The sequence below is a fragment of the Methylobacterium sp. UNCCL125 genome (assembly GCF_900116795.1).
Taxonomy (GTDB): Bacteria; Pseudomonadota; Alphaproteobacteria; order Rhizobiales; family Beijerinckiaceae; genus Methylobacterium; species Methylobacterium fujisawaense.
Genome location: NZ_FPBW01000017.1, coordinates 34,972 through 48,872, shown reverse-complemented (window position 1 = coordinate 48,872; position 13,901 = coordinate 34,972). Strand labels below are relative to the sequence as shown.

The following is a 13,901-nucleotide window of genomic DNA, read 5'->3' as shown; positions in this document are numbered from 1 at the left end:
TCGATGTCGCGCCCCGGCGGGGACAGGCCCGTGCGGCTGCCCTAGTTCGGCTGGGGGCGCCGGGGCTGTGACGGGGCGCTAGCGGCTCGTCGTCGGAGGGGTCCCGGTGGCCGGGGGCTTGCCGGTGCCGACCTGACCCTCCGTCGGCGGAACGGCCGACGGATGGGTTACGGCTTCCGTCGCCGTCCGGCCGGGATCCTTCGTATCGGCCGCCGGCTTCGGTGCGGTCTCGGTCCGGGGCGCCGGTCCGGTTCCGGGCCGATCCTGCGCCCAAGCTGCGGCCGGGAGGGCGGCCACGGTCGCGGCGGCGAGGAGAAGGGCGGGGATCGGTCGGTTCACGTTGGGCTCCGTGGCGTTCAGCCGGGCATTCCGCTGGGCCAACGGATGGCCGCAGGCGTCGTTCCGGCACTCCGCGCCGCGGTCTTGACGGGTGGATGCGGCCGCCCCGGCCGTGCCCGATCCCGTCATTCCGAGTCCGGGCCCCGGGATCGCACGTCAGGGCCCGCAACCTCAGGGCTCACGCCTCCGCGTCAGCCTTCCGGGTCTTGCGGCCCTTGGCCACCTTCGTGCCGTCCGCATCCGGCGCCGCGGCGGACGCCGCAGGCTCGCCCCGCTTCGCGGCCGGGCTCCGGCGCTTGTGGCCCAGGCCGGCATTGCGGGCGAACTCGGCCCGCATCGCCGAGTAGGTGGATGCGGTCGTCGGATAGTCCGGCGGCAGACCGTAGCGCTGCCGATACTGCTCGATCGTCATGCCGTTGCCGGTGAGATGCCGCTTCAGCGTCTTGTACGGCTTGCCGTCGATGAAGCTGATCAGGGCGTCGGGGGTGATCGATTTCTTGATCTGCGCAGGCGTCGCCTTCTTGAATTCCGGCTCGGCCGAGACCGTCGTCTGGCTCAGGCCGGCGAGCGCGGCATGAACGCCGGACAGCAGCGACGGCAGATCGGGGACCGGGACGGAATTGTTGGCGACGTAAGCGGAAACAATGTCGGCCGTCAGCTCCACGAAATCGACTGGATCCTGATGCGGTGCGGGATTGCTATCTTCCATGAACGCCTCTCACGTTGGAGTGATGCATGAACGTTGATCCGCCTCTCGACAGTCAAGTCCATATATGAGCGAAGATAACCTATTATGGCTGTTATCTACCGAATGTCTGGGCGAATACCAACATAGATCAGTAGCGATTCTGCCGCTGGATCATTCCGGTCGGAGCTGGCAGCGCGGCTTCCCTCGGATCGTCCGCACGGGGGTCTGCGGCGCGGGCCCGGGCGGGCGGCTTCAGGAAGTGTTAATCCTGCCGTGATCAGTGGCAGGGTCGCTCCGGCTTTGGGGGTAAGAAGCCGAACGGCAGGCGGGCCGAGCCCTGCCCCTCCATGCTCGGCCCGCGCCCCTGCGGCGCTCACGCGTTGACGGCGGTCCCGATCGGCGTGGCGATCGCGCCGCGCGTCCCGGGTGGGACCACCGATTGCAGAATCCGCGCCGGACCGGATGCGGGATCTCCGCGATAACCGCGCTCGAGCGTCATCAGCGCGTGCATCGGGGCTTCAGCCAGGTCGAGAAGGCGCGCGTCGCGCCAGCGGCGCTTGGTGAGGCCGGTCCGGCTGAGCCACCGGGGCTTCTCTTCCTCGACGAGCAGGACCAGCTTGCCCGTCCACGTCTTGCGAAACCAGAACCGTCCCGTGAGCTTGGCTGCGCCGAACATGCCGCACCTCGCGTGAGAGCCCCCTGAGCCAACGTGGGTCAAGCTCGGCGGTTTCCGCCGGAGACCGACCGCAGGATGCCGGGCTGGCGGCGCAGACATGCATCGGCGACATGCATTGGGACATGTGCAAACGTCCGCGTCCGCGGCGACGGTCCGGCCGGGCCGGATTTATCGGCAGGTCGCGTCGTCCGGGCGCCCGCGGCCCAGGACCGCGAGCAGGCGGCCCGCCACCGCGCCGGCCAAGGCCGCGACGGCTTTCACGAGGAAATCGTCGAACCGGCCGTGGCGGGTCCCGGTAAGGGTCTGCCCAAACTCCAGGCCGCCGGCGAGGAGGATGCTGCCGACGAGGATCCAGCGCCCGTGCCGCGGGTAGCCCATGGCCATCAGCAGCCCGGCGAGCGCGTAGGCGGCGAAGCGCTCGATGCTGGGTTCGGCCGTGACGACGGGGCGGAGCCCGATCGGCACCAGCGTGACGGCGGCGATCAGGGCCACCAGGATCCAGGCCGCGATCCGGATCAGGCCGAGCCACGGCACCTTCCCTCTCAGCATCGCGGAATCGTAACCTCGCGCCGACGGCGCCCGCGTACAGTGATGGCGCGCTGCCGCCTGTAGCATAACGGCGGCCGGGGACCGGAACATCTGCTCATGCTTCGTCGTCTGGTCGCCGCGATCCTGTTCGCCTTCGCCACGGTGCCGGCCGCCATCGCGGCGAACCCGGTGCGGGACGTGCTCTGGGTGGCGCTGCAGGGCTGCGTGCTCGCCAAGAAGGCGGCGGGCCGGAGCTTTCCCTGCCTCTCCGTCGACCTCGGCGATGGTACGCGCCCGGGGACGGCGGTGCTGCGCGCGCCGGGACAGCCTACCCACACGGTGGTGATGCCCACCGACAGCATCTCGGGCATCGAGGCGCCCGTGCTCCAGGGACCGCGGGGCGCCGCCTATTGGCGCGCGGCGCTCGCGGCCCGGCACTTTGTGTCGGATGCGCTGCCGGGCCGGCTGCCGGTCGCGGCGGTGGGTCTGGAGGTGAATTCCGTCGGCGGCCGCAGCCAGGACCAGCTTCACATCCATCTCGACTGCATGCACCGGAGCGTCATGGCGGCCCTGAAGGCCCATGGCGGCGCCGTCGGCGAGACCTGGGCCCCGTTCCCCGTGCCGCTGGCGGAGGCGCGTTACGTCGCGCTGCGGATTCCCCCGGACGCGGTGGCGGAGTTCAACCCGTTCGCGGCGCTGGCCCGGGTGCCGGGCTGGCAGGGGCATCTGCACGACGCGAGCTTCGCGGCGGTGGAGGCGGATCCCGGGGATCCGCAGGGCGGGATGATCCTCCTGGCCTATCGGGAGCCGGAGGCCAGCGCCGAGTACCTGATGGATCACAGCTGCCGGATGGCCAAGCCCGGCCGGCACGGCTGATCGGCCGCCGTCCCGAGTCACGGCCACTGTTGCTGCTACGTTCTATCCGAGCTGGGCGCGAATCGGTCATAAAGCGATCATGCGCATGCCGGTGCTCAGCTTGTCCGCGATGCTCCTCCTGACCACCGGTCCTGCCGTCGCGGGTCCGGTCGCCGGAGCGTCCGATCCGGCCGAGCTGGAGCGCGCGTGGCACCGCTGCCTTCGAGACGCCTCCGGGCATCAGCCGACGGGTCAGAGCCGCGCCGGGGACGAGCGCAACGCCCTCGACGAGTGCAAGTCCCGCGAGGATGCCCTGGTGGCATCCCTGATGGCCGGCGCCCGCCCGGCGGACGCACGCACCGGCACGGTGTGGTCGCGGACCTGGGCCGCGTTCGCGGAGCCCCTTGTCACCTGGTTCGGGGCGCTGCGGCGCTGAGGGCGCCCCGTGCCGCGTTTCTCGCGTCCGATCCAGTCGCACCGGGCCGGCACGATCTGGCCGGCACGATCTTGTGCGCTGCGTGTCCGCGACGCTCACGAACCGTCGCGGATATCGCGTTCGCTGAAGCCCGCTCCGCGGCGTCGCACCACGCCTTGCGGGACGAACCGCCGCCGCCGCCGATCGTTGGGCATCCATGAGCGCGCAGAATCCCAAGCTTCATCCCGATGCCGTCGCCGAGGCCCGTCGTCGCGAGATGGCGACCGAGCATCTGCTGTTCGGGACGGTTCGGTTTCTGGCGCAGCGTCATCCGGAATTGCTGGACGAGCTTGAGGGCAGCCTCGCCCACCTGTGGGATCCGGTCGAGGGCGAGGCGCGGGACGATGAGGCCGTGCGGACCATCGCCCGGCGCATCATCAAGGGTCTGCGGGCCGAAGGCTGATCCGGCCCGTCCGGGCTCACCGCTGGGCGGCGTCGTTCACCTTGACGGTCGGGATCATCGCGACGGCCTTCGCGGTCACGCGGTCGAAGACATCGCCGGTGAGGCCGCGCTCGGTCGCGAGCTTTCGGATCCGCTCCGCATGCTGCGCGAGGGTCAGCCCGAAATAGGTCTTCTCTGTCGCCTGTTCGACAGACTCGTTCGCCACGCTTCGACTCCTGTTCATGGTGGGTGAGGGCCGATGATTTGGGCTGCGGCGGCCGCGGCTTCAACCCCCGCCCGGAACAGGGCGCCCCGGCCATGACGGTTCGTCATACCCTTGGGGGCGCCCTGCAGATGGCCCGCTTGGCCGGGCGCGATGGGGCCGGACGGCCTGCGGTCTCAGCGGCTGCAGCCGATGCAGATTCCGCGCGTGATCGCGTCGTTGCGCTCCTCGATGGCATCCCGCCGCTCGATGCTGCCGGTCTCGCTCGGGCCGAGAGCGCCGGGGTTGGGCACCGTCTGGCCGGTCGCGGCGGTGTGGGGCGCCTTGGCGGTCGTATCGGGGCCGCCCCCGGTTCCCGTCCTGCCGACGGGGTCGGCCCAGGCGGTGGCTGAAGCCAGGCTCAGGGTGGCGGCCATGGCGAGGGTTGCGGATCTGCGCATGTGAAGCTCCCGGAACTGCGTGCGTCGGTCTGCGAGAAACCGACGCCTGTCCGTTCATGAAGTTCCCGCGCCCGCGACGCGCCCGTGCCGGCATGTGGTGCATTCGGAGGCGTCGTTTCGCGGCGATGCCGTCGAATTCCGCGCTTAAACTTCGGGCGTAATGGCTAATCAATTTTGAGAGGTATTTCGCAGGCGGAATTGGCGGATCGTGGCGCAGTAACATTCGGAGGCGTGCGTCATGAACCCGACCGTCAAAGCCGTTCTGCTGAACGAGCGGGCCGCCGTGCTGTCGGCCATCGCGGCGCGCCAGGGCACCGTCTCCGACCTGCTGGTCCAGATCAACGGCGTCGAGAACGACATCTGGCGCCTGCGCCACCGCCTGATCGACCTCGAAGCGTACCTGATCGGGCATCGCGTCGACCTGCCCAGCGCGGATGGCGGATCCGCCGGGACCGCGGAGGCCGCCGGCACCCTGACCCGGTGCGATCCGGTGCCACCGGCCGGGATGCGGCCCGCGGAGGTGATCGGCCTTCCGGCCTGCAAGCCGCTCGGCGAATTCGTCCGCACCAAGGGCGGGGCGCGGAAGGCGCAGGCCGCCGCCGGCCGCCTGGCCGAGACCGCCTGAGAGGGTCGGGGGATCTGCGCATGCGCCGCATCCGCACTGGCCTGCGCTGGCGGCGCGGGCCGCCGGCACCGGTCCTGCCCGAGAGTCTGACACGCTTTGTCTCGGAGCCGGGAGCGTTCACCGCTCCGCTGTGGGACATCGCCCTGGCGTTGCTGGCCGGCGTCGTCGTCGCCCTCGCCTGCGGCTGGATCCTCCACGCTTGGTAGCCGGTCCTGACTGTATCCCGCCCATGGCCTATGAGGATCGGCAAGGATCCGGAGGGATGGACGGATGAGCGACGGCAGCGGCGCGCCGAGCGTGAAGATCGCGGAGGTCCAGCGCCTCGCCACGGCGCTTGCGGCGCGGGTGCGCTACGCGCAGCTCGTCGGCCGTCCCGTCTATGAGGCGCAGATCGCCGCCCTGGTCGGCGCTGCCCGCCTCATGGACGAGGAGAAGGCACCCTGGCCGCCGATGGTGGAGGAGGTGCTGACCGAACTCGCCCGCTCGATCGAGGGGGCCGTCACCGTCGCGGCTGACCCGCCGGAAGAGCCCTGAACGGCCGCCCTTCTCCCGGTCCACGCATCGCCGGTGCCCCGCGCGAAGGCGTCGGCCAGGCCGAGCCCGGACCGAATCGGCGCGCGGGCCGTCATCCATCTGCACGCCTGCTGCGCGGGGCGGGCGATCCCCGTTTGCGCCATCGCGGGGGGGCGGCTGCCGGCCGGACCCTATCGACGTCGGAACTTCGGCGCGAAGGGTCGATTGACCAGAGGGATCGGTACGGAGATCTGCGCCCGTCGCCAACGTGCGATGGACTGATCCGGCCGAAGTCTTCGCCTTGAAGTCGATGGCCGAATGATCCTGAGCCTGCAGGCCGTGCAGGTCGCGACCAGCAGCGACGATACCGAGAGCCAGCTCGTCTTCGCCGACGGATTTCTGGTCGCGGTGTTGGTCCGCCTCTCGGCGCAGCACGGCGAGGACACCGGAAAGTGGTTCCTGGAGGCCGGATTCGGCCCGCTCGCACCGGCTTGTCCGCCGCTCTTCGCGGATCTCGCGGCCGCCCGGGCCTGGATCATGCGGCGGCTGATCGCTGCGGCGTGATCCCGATACCGCCCGCCCTCAGAGGCCTTTCGCGAGCCAGCGGAGCGCGTGTCTGAGGCGCGCTGCGCCGTCCCCGGCGAACCAGAGGCCGTGTGCGAAGATGACCCGCTCGGGAGCCAAGGTGAGAAGGTCGCTCGCTGCTCTCGCGGCGTCGTGCCGGCGGAGTTTGATCACGAGGCGCAGGTAGGGTGGCGGCTGGCCGTGCGGTCGCGTCATGCGGGCGAGGCGCAGGAACGGACGCAGGAGCGCCGGCATCTTCTCCGGTTCCAGGTTGAGGACGAGATCGGTCAGGATCAGCGTCCGGCTCGCCCCGTGGAAGAACGCGACCTCCCGGAACCCGAAGCCGCCCGGCACGACGATCTGGCGCAAATCGGCCGCCCAATCGGAGGGGGCGTCATCCCCGAGAACCCGGTCGATGCGGAGGCCGGCGCGGCGGACCGGGCGACGCTGGCGCAGGTTCGGAGCTGCCCAGGTCAGCGCCTCCGGACAATGCGCCTGCCACGCCTTCAGGAAGGTCCAGTGGGCGATGTTGGGGGCGACCAGATGCCGGATCGGCCCCAATGCGGCGATCTCGCGGTACAGGTGCGGATCGAACCGTGTCGGTGAGTGCAGCCAGAGTCCGCCGTCGCCTAGGCGGACGACGGTCATGCGGACCGGGAGGGGGATGCCGACGACGCGGAGCGGTCCGCTGTCGACGATCCAGACGCCATCGGCCACCGGCTTGAGGACGTCGAGGGGCGGATAGGTGGCTTCGGGCAAGTCCCGGTCTCTTCCTCGGCCGCGCAAGGTCGCGCCCACGAACCTGTGCAACCGCGGAAGCGCAACGGATTTCCCGGATGGATCGCCGCAGGCCGGCGGGCCACGCCCCCGCCGCGGCCGGCGCGCCCGGCCTCCTCACAGGAACCAGGACGGCGCGTCGAAGCGCGCTCACGATCCTGAGGATCGTGTCGGCGCGTGGCAGGCCCGCCGAGAGCCGGACCGTCCGGACCGATCCAGATGCGCGTCGCCGCCGCCCCCTTTGGTGCAGCCCAGGGTCCGAACGGCTCGAGGCGCAGGGCGGGCGCGGCGGATGGGATGATGTGGCGCTTGTTGGCCGGGAGGTGGAAATCTCCACCTCCACCATCCGCCGCCTCAGCGGGCCCTACACGGCCTGGATCGGTGCGTGCTTGCCGTCATGCGCCGCACCCGAAGCCAAGCTCTGCGTCTCTGCGCTGTCCTGCTGGTCCCGCGTCGGCGGCGGATAATCCGTCAGCGGACGCCAGGGAGCAGCCGGGGCGCCCAGGCGGGCGCCGGACGGACGCAGCGAGAGCCAGATCGCCACGGCCATCCAGGGCACGACGAAGAAGACGAAGGCGGCAAGCCCCACGGCGATCCTCCACGAAACGGTTTCGTCGTGAGAACGCCGGACGGGCATCCAGAGATCCGCCGCCGTGCCGGTCATCCCGCGCGGTCGGTTGATTGCGTCGCTCCGGGCGGCGGCGTCGGGTCGGATGGACGGGGCGATCGGGCCTGGAGCCCCGCCCATCCGGAACCTACAACGCTGGGGGGCACTCAGCCCGGATGCCCGGATCTGGCCGGCGTATCCCGGTCCGGGAGCCGACGCGGCGAAGTGCAGCCTGCTGGGAGCGAACAATGGCAGATCTGTCCGGGAAGACGGTCCTGATCACGGCGGCGGGGCAGGGGATCGGGCGGGCGAGCGCGCTCGCCTTCGCCCAAGCCGGGGCTCGGGTCCACGCCACCGACATCAACGCGGATGCCCTCGCCGGGCTGCGCGCCGACGGTCTCAGCACCGCGATCCTCGACGTTCTCGATGCGGGCGCCGTCAGCACCCTGGTCGCGCGGATCGGCGTGGTCGACGTCCTGTTCAACTGCGCCGGCATCGTGCATGCCGGCACCATCCTGGAGATGCGCGACGACGACCTCGACTTCGCCCTCGATCTCAACGTCAAGGCGATGATCCGTACGATCCGCGCGGTTCTGCCCGGGATGCTGGAGCGCCGCGACGGCGCCATCGTCAACATGGCGTCGGTTGCCTCCTCGGTGAAGGGCGTGCCCAACCGCTTCGCCTACGGGTTGACGAAGGCGGCGGTGATCGGCCTGACCAAGGCGGTGGCGGCCGACTATGTCGGCCACAACATCCGCTGCAACGCGATCTGCCCCGGCACGGTGGAGAGCCCGTCGCTCCAAGAGCGCATCCGCGCGCAGGGCGACTACGCGCAGACCCGCGCGGCCTTCATCGCGCGGCAGCCGATCGGGCGGCTGGGTACCGCCGAGGAGATCGCCGACCTCGCCGTTTACCTGGCGGGCGCGACCTACACGACCGGCCAAGCCGTGATGATCGACGGCGGCTGGACGATCTGATCCGGGCCGGATCGCCCTTTACGCCTCCTCCGCGGCTTCACCGAGCAGGGTCCGGATGAAGCGGCGGGTGCGCGGATCCTTCGGGTGGGCGAACAGGTCCGGCGCCGGTCCCCGCTCGACGATCGTGCCGCCCTCCAGGAACACCACCGTGTCGGCGACGCGCCGCGCGAGGCGCAGGTCGTGGGTTGCCATCAGCATGGTCATGCCCTCCCCCGCGAGGCTGGCCAGCACATCCACCACCTCGGCTGCGAGTTCCGGGTCGAGGGCCGAGGTCGGCTCGTCGCAGAGGAGCAGGCGCGGGGAGGGGGCGAGCGCCCGGGCGATGGCGACCCGCTGCTGCTGGCCGCCTGACAGGTTGGCAGGCCAGTCCCCCGCCTTGTGGGCGAGGCCGACGCGCTCCAGCAACTCCAGCGCCCGCGCCCGCGCCCTGGCCTGCGGCCACTTGGCGACGGTGACGAGCCCCTCCGTGACGTTCTCGAGGACGGTGCGATGGGGAAAGAGCTGGAAATTCTGGAACACCATGCCGGTCTGGCGGCGCACCGCGAGCATCTCCCGCCGGGTCGGCGGCCGGTCCGGTCGGAAGGTGAGTCGGATATCGCCGAGGTCGAGCGTACCGGACCGCGGCATCTCCAGCAGGTTGACGCAGCGCAGGAGCGTCGACTTGCCCGAGCCGGACGGGCCGATCAGCGCCGTGACGCGGCCCTCGGGCACTGCGAGATCGATGCCCCGCAGGACCGCGTTGCCGCCAAAACTCTTCTCGATGGCCGACAGGGCGATCATGCGCGCGCCTCCAGATATCCGCCGTATCGCCCGAGCCGCCGCTCCAACAGCGTCTGGAGCCAGGACAGGAACGTGGACAGGACGAGGTAGATCAGCGCCACTTCGATGTAGAGGATCAGCGGCTCGTAGGTGACGGCCACGATGCGCTGGGCGGCCTGGAACAGTTCCGGCACGGTGATCGCGGCCGCGAGCGAGGTGTCCTTGACCAGCGCGATGAAGGAGTTGGCGAGCGACGGCACCGCCACCCGCGCTGCCTGAGGCAGGATCGTGCGCCGCAGGGCTTGAGCGGGCGTCATGCCGGTGGCGTAGGCCGCCTCCCATTGTCCCCTCGGAATGGAGGCGATGGCGGCGCGGATGATCTCGGACGTGTAGGCGCCGACATTGAGCGTGAACCCGATCACGGCCGCAGGGAAGGCGTCGATCAGGATGCCGGTGCTCGGCAGCCCGTAGAAGATCACGAAGAGCTGCACGAGGAGCGGCGTGCCCCGGAAGATCCACACGTAGAACCAGGCCAAAGCCGCCAGCGGGCGTGGGGCGAACAGGCGCACGAGCGCGGTTCCGAGCCCGAGGCCGAGCCCCAGCATGAAGGCGATCAGGGTCAGCGGGACCGTGAAGCGGAGGCCGGCCGCGAGCAGCGGCCCCAGCGACTGGAGCATGAGGTCGAGCCAGTGCGGCACGGGGGGACGTTTCCTTTCGGTCGGACAGGGTTACGGGTTTCGCAGGTTCGGCCTCGGGGCATGGCCTTCGCCGAAGGATATGTGCGGATCCCCGCGTCCCCTCGGGGAGGGATCCCGATGCGCTCTGCCTTCAGAGGCGCGCCCGGATCCTCGCAGCCTTCAGGCTTGCAGGGGCCTGCAGGCGACCCGCAGGCGCGCCGCGACGGGCCCCTTCCGGACGGCTACTTCGAGACGTCGGCGCCGAAGTACTTCTGGGCGATCGCCGCGTAGCTGCCGTCGGCCTTGATCGACTCCAGCGCCTTGTCGATGGCAGCCTTCAGCGCGGGGTTGTCCTTGCGCATGATGATCCCGGATGCGTCCGCGTCCGTCTGCTCGGCGACGATCTTCACGGGCGCATTCGGCTTCTGCTTGTGGAAGTCGAGGAACGACAGACTGTCGTTGACGGTCGCGTCGGCGCGGCCGGTGGCCACGAGCTGAACCGACTGATCGAATCCGTCCGTGCCGACGAGCTCGGCACCGGACTGCTCGGCAAGGCGCGCGAAGTTGCTGCTCAGGCTCTGCGCGGCCTTCTTGCCCTTCAGGTCGGCGAAGGACGTGATGTCCGCCCGGTCCGCGCGTGTGATCAGCACGGCCCGCGCCCGGATATAGGGCTCGGAGAAGTCGAACTTCGCCTGACGCTCCTTGGTGATGCCGACTTGGTTGATCACCACGTCGTAGCGCTTGCCGTCGAGGCCGGCGATCAGGCCGTCCCATTTGCCTTCGAGGAATTGCGGCGTGACGCCGAGCTTCTCGGCGACCTTGCGGCCGATCTCCACGTCGAAGCCGACGAGCGCCCCGGAGGCGTCGTGGAACGTGAACGGCGCGTAGGTGCCCTCCGTCCCGATGCGCAGGGTCTTGGACGCACGGATCGCGTCGAGGTCGTCCGCCTGCGCGGGCATTCCGAGGAGGCATGCCGCAGCGGCGAGGACCAGGGCGAGGCGGGTCGAGACAAAGCGCATCGTGGTTGGCTCCAGCGCGATGGAAGGTCCTGCCGCTGTCGCCGAGGTCGCTCTCAGCTGTCGACGCGGGACGCAGTAAAGGTTTCGGGCGGCCAGCGCGTGGCCGGGACTTGATGGACCGTCAGGGCATGCCGCCGCATGGCGCCACGCTCATGAAGGCCGCGCTTCCCATATCAAGGGGAACCCGGGACGCCTACCGACAGGGGCATCGTCCCGGGGATATGATGCGGCCGCGGACAGGCCGGCTCCGTGCTAGGAGGAAGCGGGTCTCGAATCCGGACCGATTCACGCGCCGGGGAACGCGGCCTTCTCGATGGAAGGAGCGCGCATGACCTCGCCTGCCCAATCCTACCGGGGCGTCTTCCCGGTCGCCCCGACGGTCTTCGACGCCGCGGGCGCCCTCGACCTCGACGGGCAGCGCCGGGCGATCGACTTCATGATCGACGCCGGCAGCCAGGGCTTGTGCATCCTCGCCAACTTCTCCGAGCAGTTCGTCCTCACCGACGCGGAGCGGGAGACCGTCATGCACGCCGTGCTGGAGCACGTGGCCGGCCGCGTGCCCGTGATCGTCACCACGACCCACTTCGCCACGCAGGTCTGTGCCGAGCGCTCGCGGCTGGCGCAGGAGGCCGGGGCCGCCATGGTGATGATCATGCCGCCCTATCACGGGGCCACGATCCGCGTGCCGGACCTCGGCATCTACGAGTTCTTCCGCGCGGTCTCGGACGCGATCTCGATCCCGATCATGATCCAGGACGCTCCGGTTTCGGGGACGCCGCTCTCGGCCGCGTTCCTGGCGCGCATGGCCCGGGAGATCGCCAACGTCGCCTATTTCAAGATCGAGACGGCGCAGGCTGCAGCCAAGCTCCGCGAGCTGATCGCGCTGGGCGGCGAAGCGGTGGTGGGCCCCTGGGACGGCGAGGAGGCGATCACCCTGATGGCCGACCTCGATGCCGGCGCCACCGGAGCGATGACCGGCGGGGCCTATCCGGACGGGATCCGGCAAATCACCGACGCCTACGCGGCGGGCCGCCGGGACGAGGCCATGGACGCCTACGCGCGCTGGCTGCCGCTGATCAACTACGAGAACCGGCAATGCGGCCTGCTGGCCTGCAAGGCGCTGATGGCCGAGGGCGGGGTGATCGCCCACGAGACCGCGCGGCTGCCGATCCAGCCGCTGAACCCCGACACGCGCGCCGGGCTGATCGAACTGGCCCGCCGGAACGATGCGCTGGTCCTGCGCTGGGGGCGCTGAGAGGGCGCTGCGGCCTCGGACAGGCGACTCCCTGAGCAAGGACGACCCGTAGACCTTCACCATCCCTGCTTCACCGTCCCTGCTTCTTCGCCGCGCGTGCAAGGCGAGCGGGGCCGCCTAACCCGCCCGGCTCAATGCGCCGACGCGGCCGGGTCGCGGGTCCCGAGCGCGCCCGAGAGCCGCCGCACCGCCTCTCGCGCCAGGGCCGGGCTGATGGCGAAGCAGATCCGGACCAGACCTTCGCCCTCCGGCCCGAAGGCGGTCCCCGGCGCCACCCCGACCTTGGCCTCCCGCAGCAGGCGCAGCGCCAGGTCGAGGCTGGGCTCGTCGCCGCCCATCCGGGCCATGAGGTAGAAGGCCCCGTCAGGCGGTGCGACCGTGACGCCCGGGAGACGGGACAAGCCCTCCATCAGGATCGCCCGGGCCTCGGCGCAGCGGTCGACCATGGTGCGGATGAAGCCGTCGCCCTCCTCGAGGGCCGCGATGCAGGCGTGCTGGACGAAGGTCGGGATCGAGGTGGTGCTGTACTGTCCGAGCTTGGCGAAGGTGGGCGCGAGGCCACGGGGATAGATCACCCAGCCGGCGCGCCAGCCGGTCATGGCCCAGTTCTTCGAGAAGGTGTTGGTGACGATCAGCCGGTCGTCCTCCGAGCAGATCTGCAGGAAGGACGGCGCGATCCGGTTGCCGTAGGTGAAATGCGCGTAGACCTCGTCCGAGAGGATCCAGAGGCCGCGCTCCCGGGCGAGGTCGCGCAGGGCCTTCATCTCCGGCAGCGGCATGGTCCAGCCGGTGGGATTGGAGGGTGAATTCACCATGATCACCCGGGTGCGCGGGGTGAGCGCCGCCTCGATATCGGCGAGCGGCAGCGCGAAGCGTCCGTCCGGCAGCCTGCGGTACGGGACCGTCACCGGGACGCCGCCGGCGATGCGGACCGCCTCGCCGAGATTCGGCCAGGCCGGGGACGGGATGATCATCTCGTCGCCCGGCTCCAGCAGCACCTGGGCGGCCTGCATGATCGCGTTCATGCCGCCCGCCGTGACGGCGAACCGGTCGGGCGGGATCTCCACGTCCCAATGGCGGGCGTGATAGGCGCCGAGCGCCGCGCGCAGCGCCGGCAGCCCTAGCGAGGTCGTGTAGCGGGTGTGCCCGGCAAGCATCGCCTTGTGGGCCGCCTCGACGATGAAGGGCGGGGTCGGCAGATCGCCCTCGCCGATCCAGAGCTTCACGACCTCCGGGTCGTCCCGCCCGCGATCCGCCACCAGCCCGATCTGGCTCGTCCCGATGCCGCGGATGCGCGCCGAGAGGGCGGAGGCGAGATCGACGGGCGCGGCGGATGCGGGGATATCGGCCATGGCGGCGCGTGCTCTGCTTGCGTCGGGACGCGGCGTGCCGTGGCGCGGCATGCACCGGAGCGCCTGCAGGATCCCGACCTGTGGGGAAGGCCGCGACCCTGCCGCGTTCAAGCGCGGACGTCCAGACCCGCGCGTCGCCCGGATCAGCCCCGGAGGCCGACGCGCGCGGC

At 70.6% G+C, this 13,901-nt stretch carries 21 protein-coding genes; 9 read left to right on the top strand and 12 right to left on the bottom strand.

The features are described 5' to 3' along the window. Positions 1–78: 78 nt before the first annotated feature. The 4 genes from BM396_RS18120 to BM396_RS18105 all read right to left on the bottom strand — a co-directional run bounded on the left by BM396_RS18120 (position 79) and on the right by BM396_RS18105 (position 2,252). The gene (locus BM396_RS18120; protein WP_043357512.1) at positions 79–339 is read right to left on the bottom strand and encodes a hypothetical protein; all 261 of its coding nucleotides are present in this window, start codon (positions 337–339) and stop codon (positions 79–81) included. A gap of 178 nt (positions 340–517) precedes the next feature. Further along, on the bottom strand, positions 518–1,048 hold the full coding sequence (locus BM396_RS18115) for a Ros/MucR family transcriptional regulator (RefSeq protein ID WP_043389007.1): 531 nt from the start codon (positions 1,046–1,048) through the stop codon (positions 518–520). Positions 1,049–1,400: 352 nt separating this feature from the next. Further along, on the bottom strand, positions 1,401–1,703 hold the full coding sequence (locus tag BM396_RS18110) for a hypothetical protein (RefSeq protein ID WP_043357496.1): 303 nt from the start codon (positions 1,701–1,703) through the stop codon (positions 1,401–1,403). A 168-nt stretch (positions 1,704–1,871) separates the two neighbouring features. Further along, entirely contained in the window at positions 1,872–2,252 is a 381-nt protein-coding gene (locus tag BM396_RS18105) for a hypothetical protein (protein ID WP_043357494.1), read from the bottom strand. A 96-nt stretch (positions 2,253–2,348) separates the two neighbouring features. Here BM396_RS18105 and BM396_RS18100 point away from each other — a divergent pair, with 96 nt between their 5' ends. The 3 genes from BM396_RS18100 (at position 2,349) to BM396_RS18090 (ending at position 3,964) form a co-directional block, all read left to right on the top strand. Continuing rightward, positions 2,349–3,107, top strand: a complete 759-nt coding sequence (locus BM396_RS18100; RefSeq protein ID WP_043357492.1) for a CDP-diacylglycerol diphosphatase — start codon at positions 2,349–2,351, stop codon at positions 3,105–3,107. 85 nt (positions 3,108–3,192) lie between these two features. After that, the gene (locus tag BM396_RS18095) at positions 3,193–3,522 is read left to right on the top strand and encodes a hypothetical protein (protein WP_236952769.1); all 330 of its coding nucleotides are present in this window, start codon (positions 3,193–3,195) and stop codon (positions 3,520–3,522) included. 196 nt (positions 3,523–3,718) lie between these two features. Continuing rightward, entirely contained in the window at positions 3,719–3,964 is a 246-nt protein-coding gene (locus BM396_RS18090) for a hypothetical protein (protein WP_236961841.1), read from the top strand. Between the two features lie 16 nt (positions 3,965–3,980). Here the strand turns inward: BM396_RS18090 and BM396_RS18085 are convergent, their stop codons facing one another. Both BM396_RS18085 and BM396_RS18080 read right to left on the bottom strand, forming a co-directional pair. Then, a complete protein-coding gene (locus BM396_RS18085; RefSeq protein WP_043357488.1) occupies positions 3,981–4,169 on the bottom strand; it encodes a hypothetical protein in 189 nt (62 codons plus the stop codon). A gap of 173 nt (positions 4,170–4,342) precedes the next feature. Next, positions 4,343–4,606 (bottom strand): hypothetical protein, encoded by a 264-nt coding sequence (locus tag BM396_RS18080; protein ID WP_043389003.1) that lies wholly within the window; start codon positions 4,604–4,606, stop codon positions 4,343–4,345. A 238-nt stretch (positions 4,607–4,844) separates the two neighbouring features. Here BM396_RS18080 and BM396_RS18075 point away from each other — a divergent pair, with 238 nt between their 5' ends. The 4 genes from BM396_RS18075 to BM396_RS18060 all read left to right on the top strand — a co-directional run bounded on the left by BM396_RS18075 (position 4,845) and on the right by BM396_RS18060 (position 6,308). Further along, the gene (locus BM396_RS18075; protein ID WP_043357484.1) at positions 4,845–5,231 is read left to right on the top strand and encodes a hypothetical protein; all 387 of its coding nucleotides are present in this window, start codon (positions 4,845–4,847) and stop codon (positions 5,229–5,231) included. Positions 5,232–5,251: 20 nt separating this feature from the next. Beyond that, complete coding sequence (locus BM396_RS18070) at positions 5,252–5,437, top strand: hypothetical protein (RefSeq protein WP_043389000.1); 186 nt, start codon at positions 5,252–5,254, stop codon at positions 5,435–5,437. Positions 5,438–5,501: 64 nt separating this feature from the next. After that, the gene (locus tag BM396_RS18065; protein ID WP_043357480.1) at positions 5,502–5,765 is read left to right on the top strand and encodes a hypothetical protein; all 264 of its coding nucleotides are present in this window, start codon (positions 5,502–5,504) and stop codon (positions 5,763–5,765) included. Positions 5,766–6,062: 297 nt separating this feature from the next. Next, on the top strand, positions 6,063–6,308 hold the full coding sequence (locus BM396_RS18060) for a hypothetical protein (protein ID WP_043357477.1): 246 nt from the start codon (positions 6,063–6,065) through the stop codon (positions 6,306–6,308). Between the two features lie 18 nt (positions 6,309–6,326). On the opposite strand, the gene BM396_RS18055 is transcribed toward BM396_RS18060, so the two are convergent. Continuing rightward, entirely contained in the window at positions 6,327–7,067 is a 741-nt protein-coding gene (locus BM396_RS18055) for a DUF4336 domain-containing protein (RefSeq protein ID WP_043388996.1), read from the bottom strand. A 382-nt stretch (positions 7,068–7,449) separates the two neighbouring features. Further along, on the bottom strand, positions 7,450–7,674 hold the full coding sequence (locus tag BM396_RS18050; protein ID WP_043357508.1) for a hypothetical protein: 225 nt from the start codon (positions 7,672–7,674) through the stop codon (positions 7,450–7,452). Positions 7,675–7,940: 266 nt separating this feature from the next. On the opposite strand from BM396_RS18050, the gene BM396_RS18045 reads away from it, so the two are divergent. Further along, positions 7,941–8,669: an SDR family oxidoreductase gene (locus BM396_RS18045; RefSeq protein ID WP_043388993.1), complete on the top strand. Its 729-nt coding sequence runs from the start codon at positions 7,941–7,943 to the stop codon at positions 8,667–8,669. An 18-nt stretch (positions 8,670–8,687) separates the two neighbouring features. On the opposite strand, the gene BM396_RS18040 is transcribed toward BM396_RS18045, so the two are convergent. The 3 genes from BM396_RS18040 to BM396_RS18030 form a co-directional block, all read right to left on the bottom strand. Further along, positions 8,688–9,449, bottom strand: a complete 762-nt coding sequence (locus tag BM396_RS18040; RefSeq protein ID WP_043388991.1) for an amino acid ABC transporter ATP-binding protein — start codon at positions 9,447–9,449, stop codon at positions 8,688–8,690. Continuing rightward, the gene (locus BM396_RS18035; protein ID WP_043388988.1) at positions 9,446–10,126 is read right to left on the bottom strand and encodes an amino acid ABC transporter permease; all 681 of its coding nucleotides are present in this window, start codon (positions 10,124–10,126) and stop codon (positions 9,446–9,448) included. The genes BM396_RS18040 and BM396_RS18035 overlap by 4 nt, the downstream gene beginning before the upstream one ends. Positions 10,127–10,347: 221 nt before the next feature. Then, positions 10,348–11,124: an amino acid ABC transporter substrate-binding protein gene (locus tag BM396_RS18030; protein ID WP_043357466.1), complete on the bottom strand. Its 777-nt coding sequence runs from the start codon at positions 11,122–11,124 to the stop codon at positions 10,348–10,350. 328 nt (positions 11,125–11,452) lie between these two features. Between BM396_RS18030 and BM396_RS18025 the strand changes: the two genes are divergently transcribed. Then, positions 11,453–12,379 (top strand): dihydrodipicolinate synthase family protein, encoded by a 927-nt coding sequence (locus BM396_RS18025; RefSeq protein ID WP_043388985.1) that lies wholly within the window; start codon positions 11,453–11,455, stop codon positions 12,377–12,379. A gap of 131 nt (positions 12,380–12,510) precedes the next feature. Here BM396_RS18025 and BM396_RS18020 read toward each other — a convergent pair whose 3' ends face one another. Further along, positions 12,511–13,731 carry a pyridoxal phosphate-dependent aminotransferase gene (locus tag BM396_RS18020; RefSeq protein ID WP_043388983.1) on the bottom strand — a complete coding sequence of 407 codons (1,221 nt, stop codon included), beginning with the start codon at positions 13,729–13,731 and terminating at the stop codon, positions 12,511–12,513. Between the last annotated feature and the right edge of the window lie 170 nt (positions 13,732–13,901).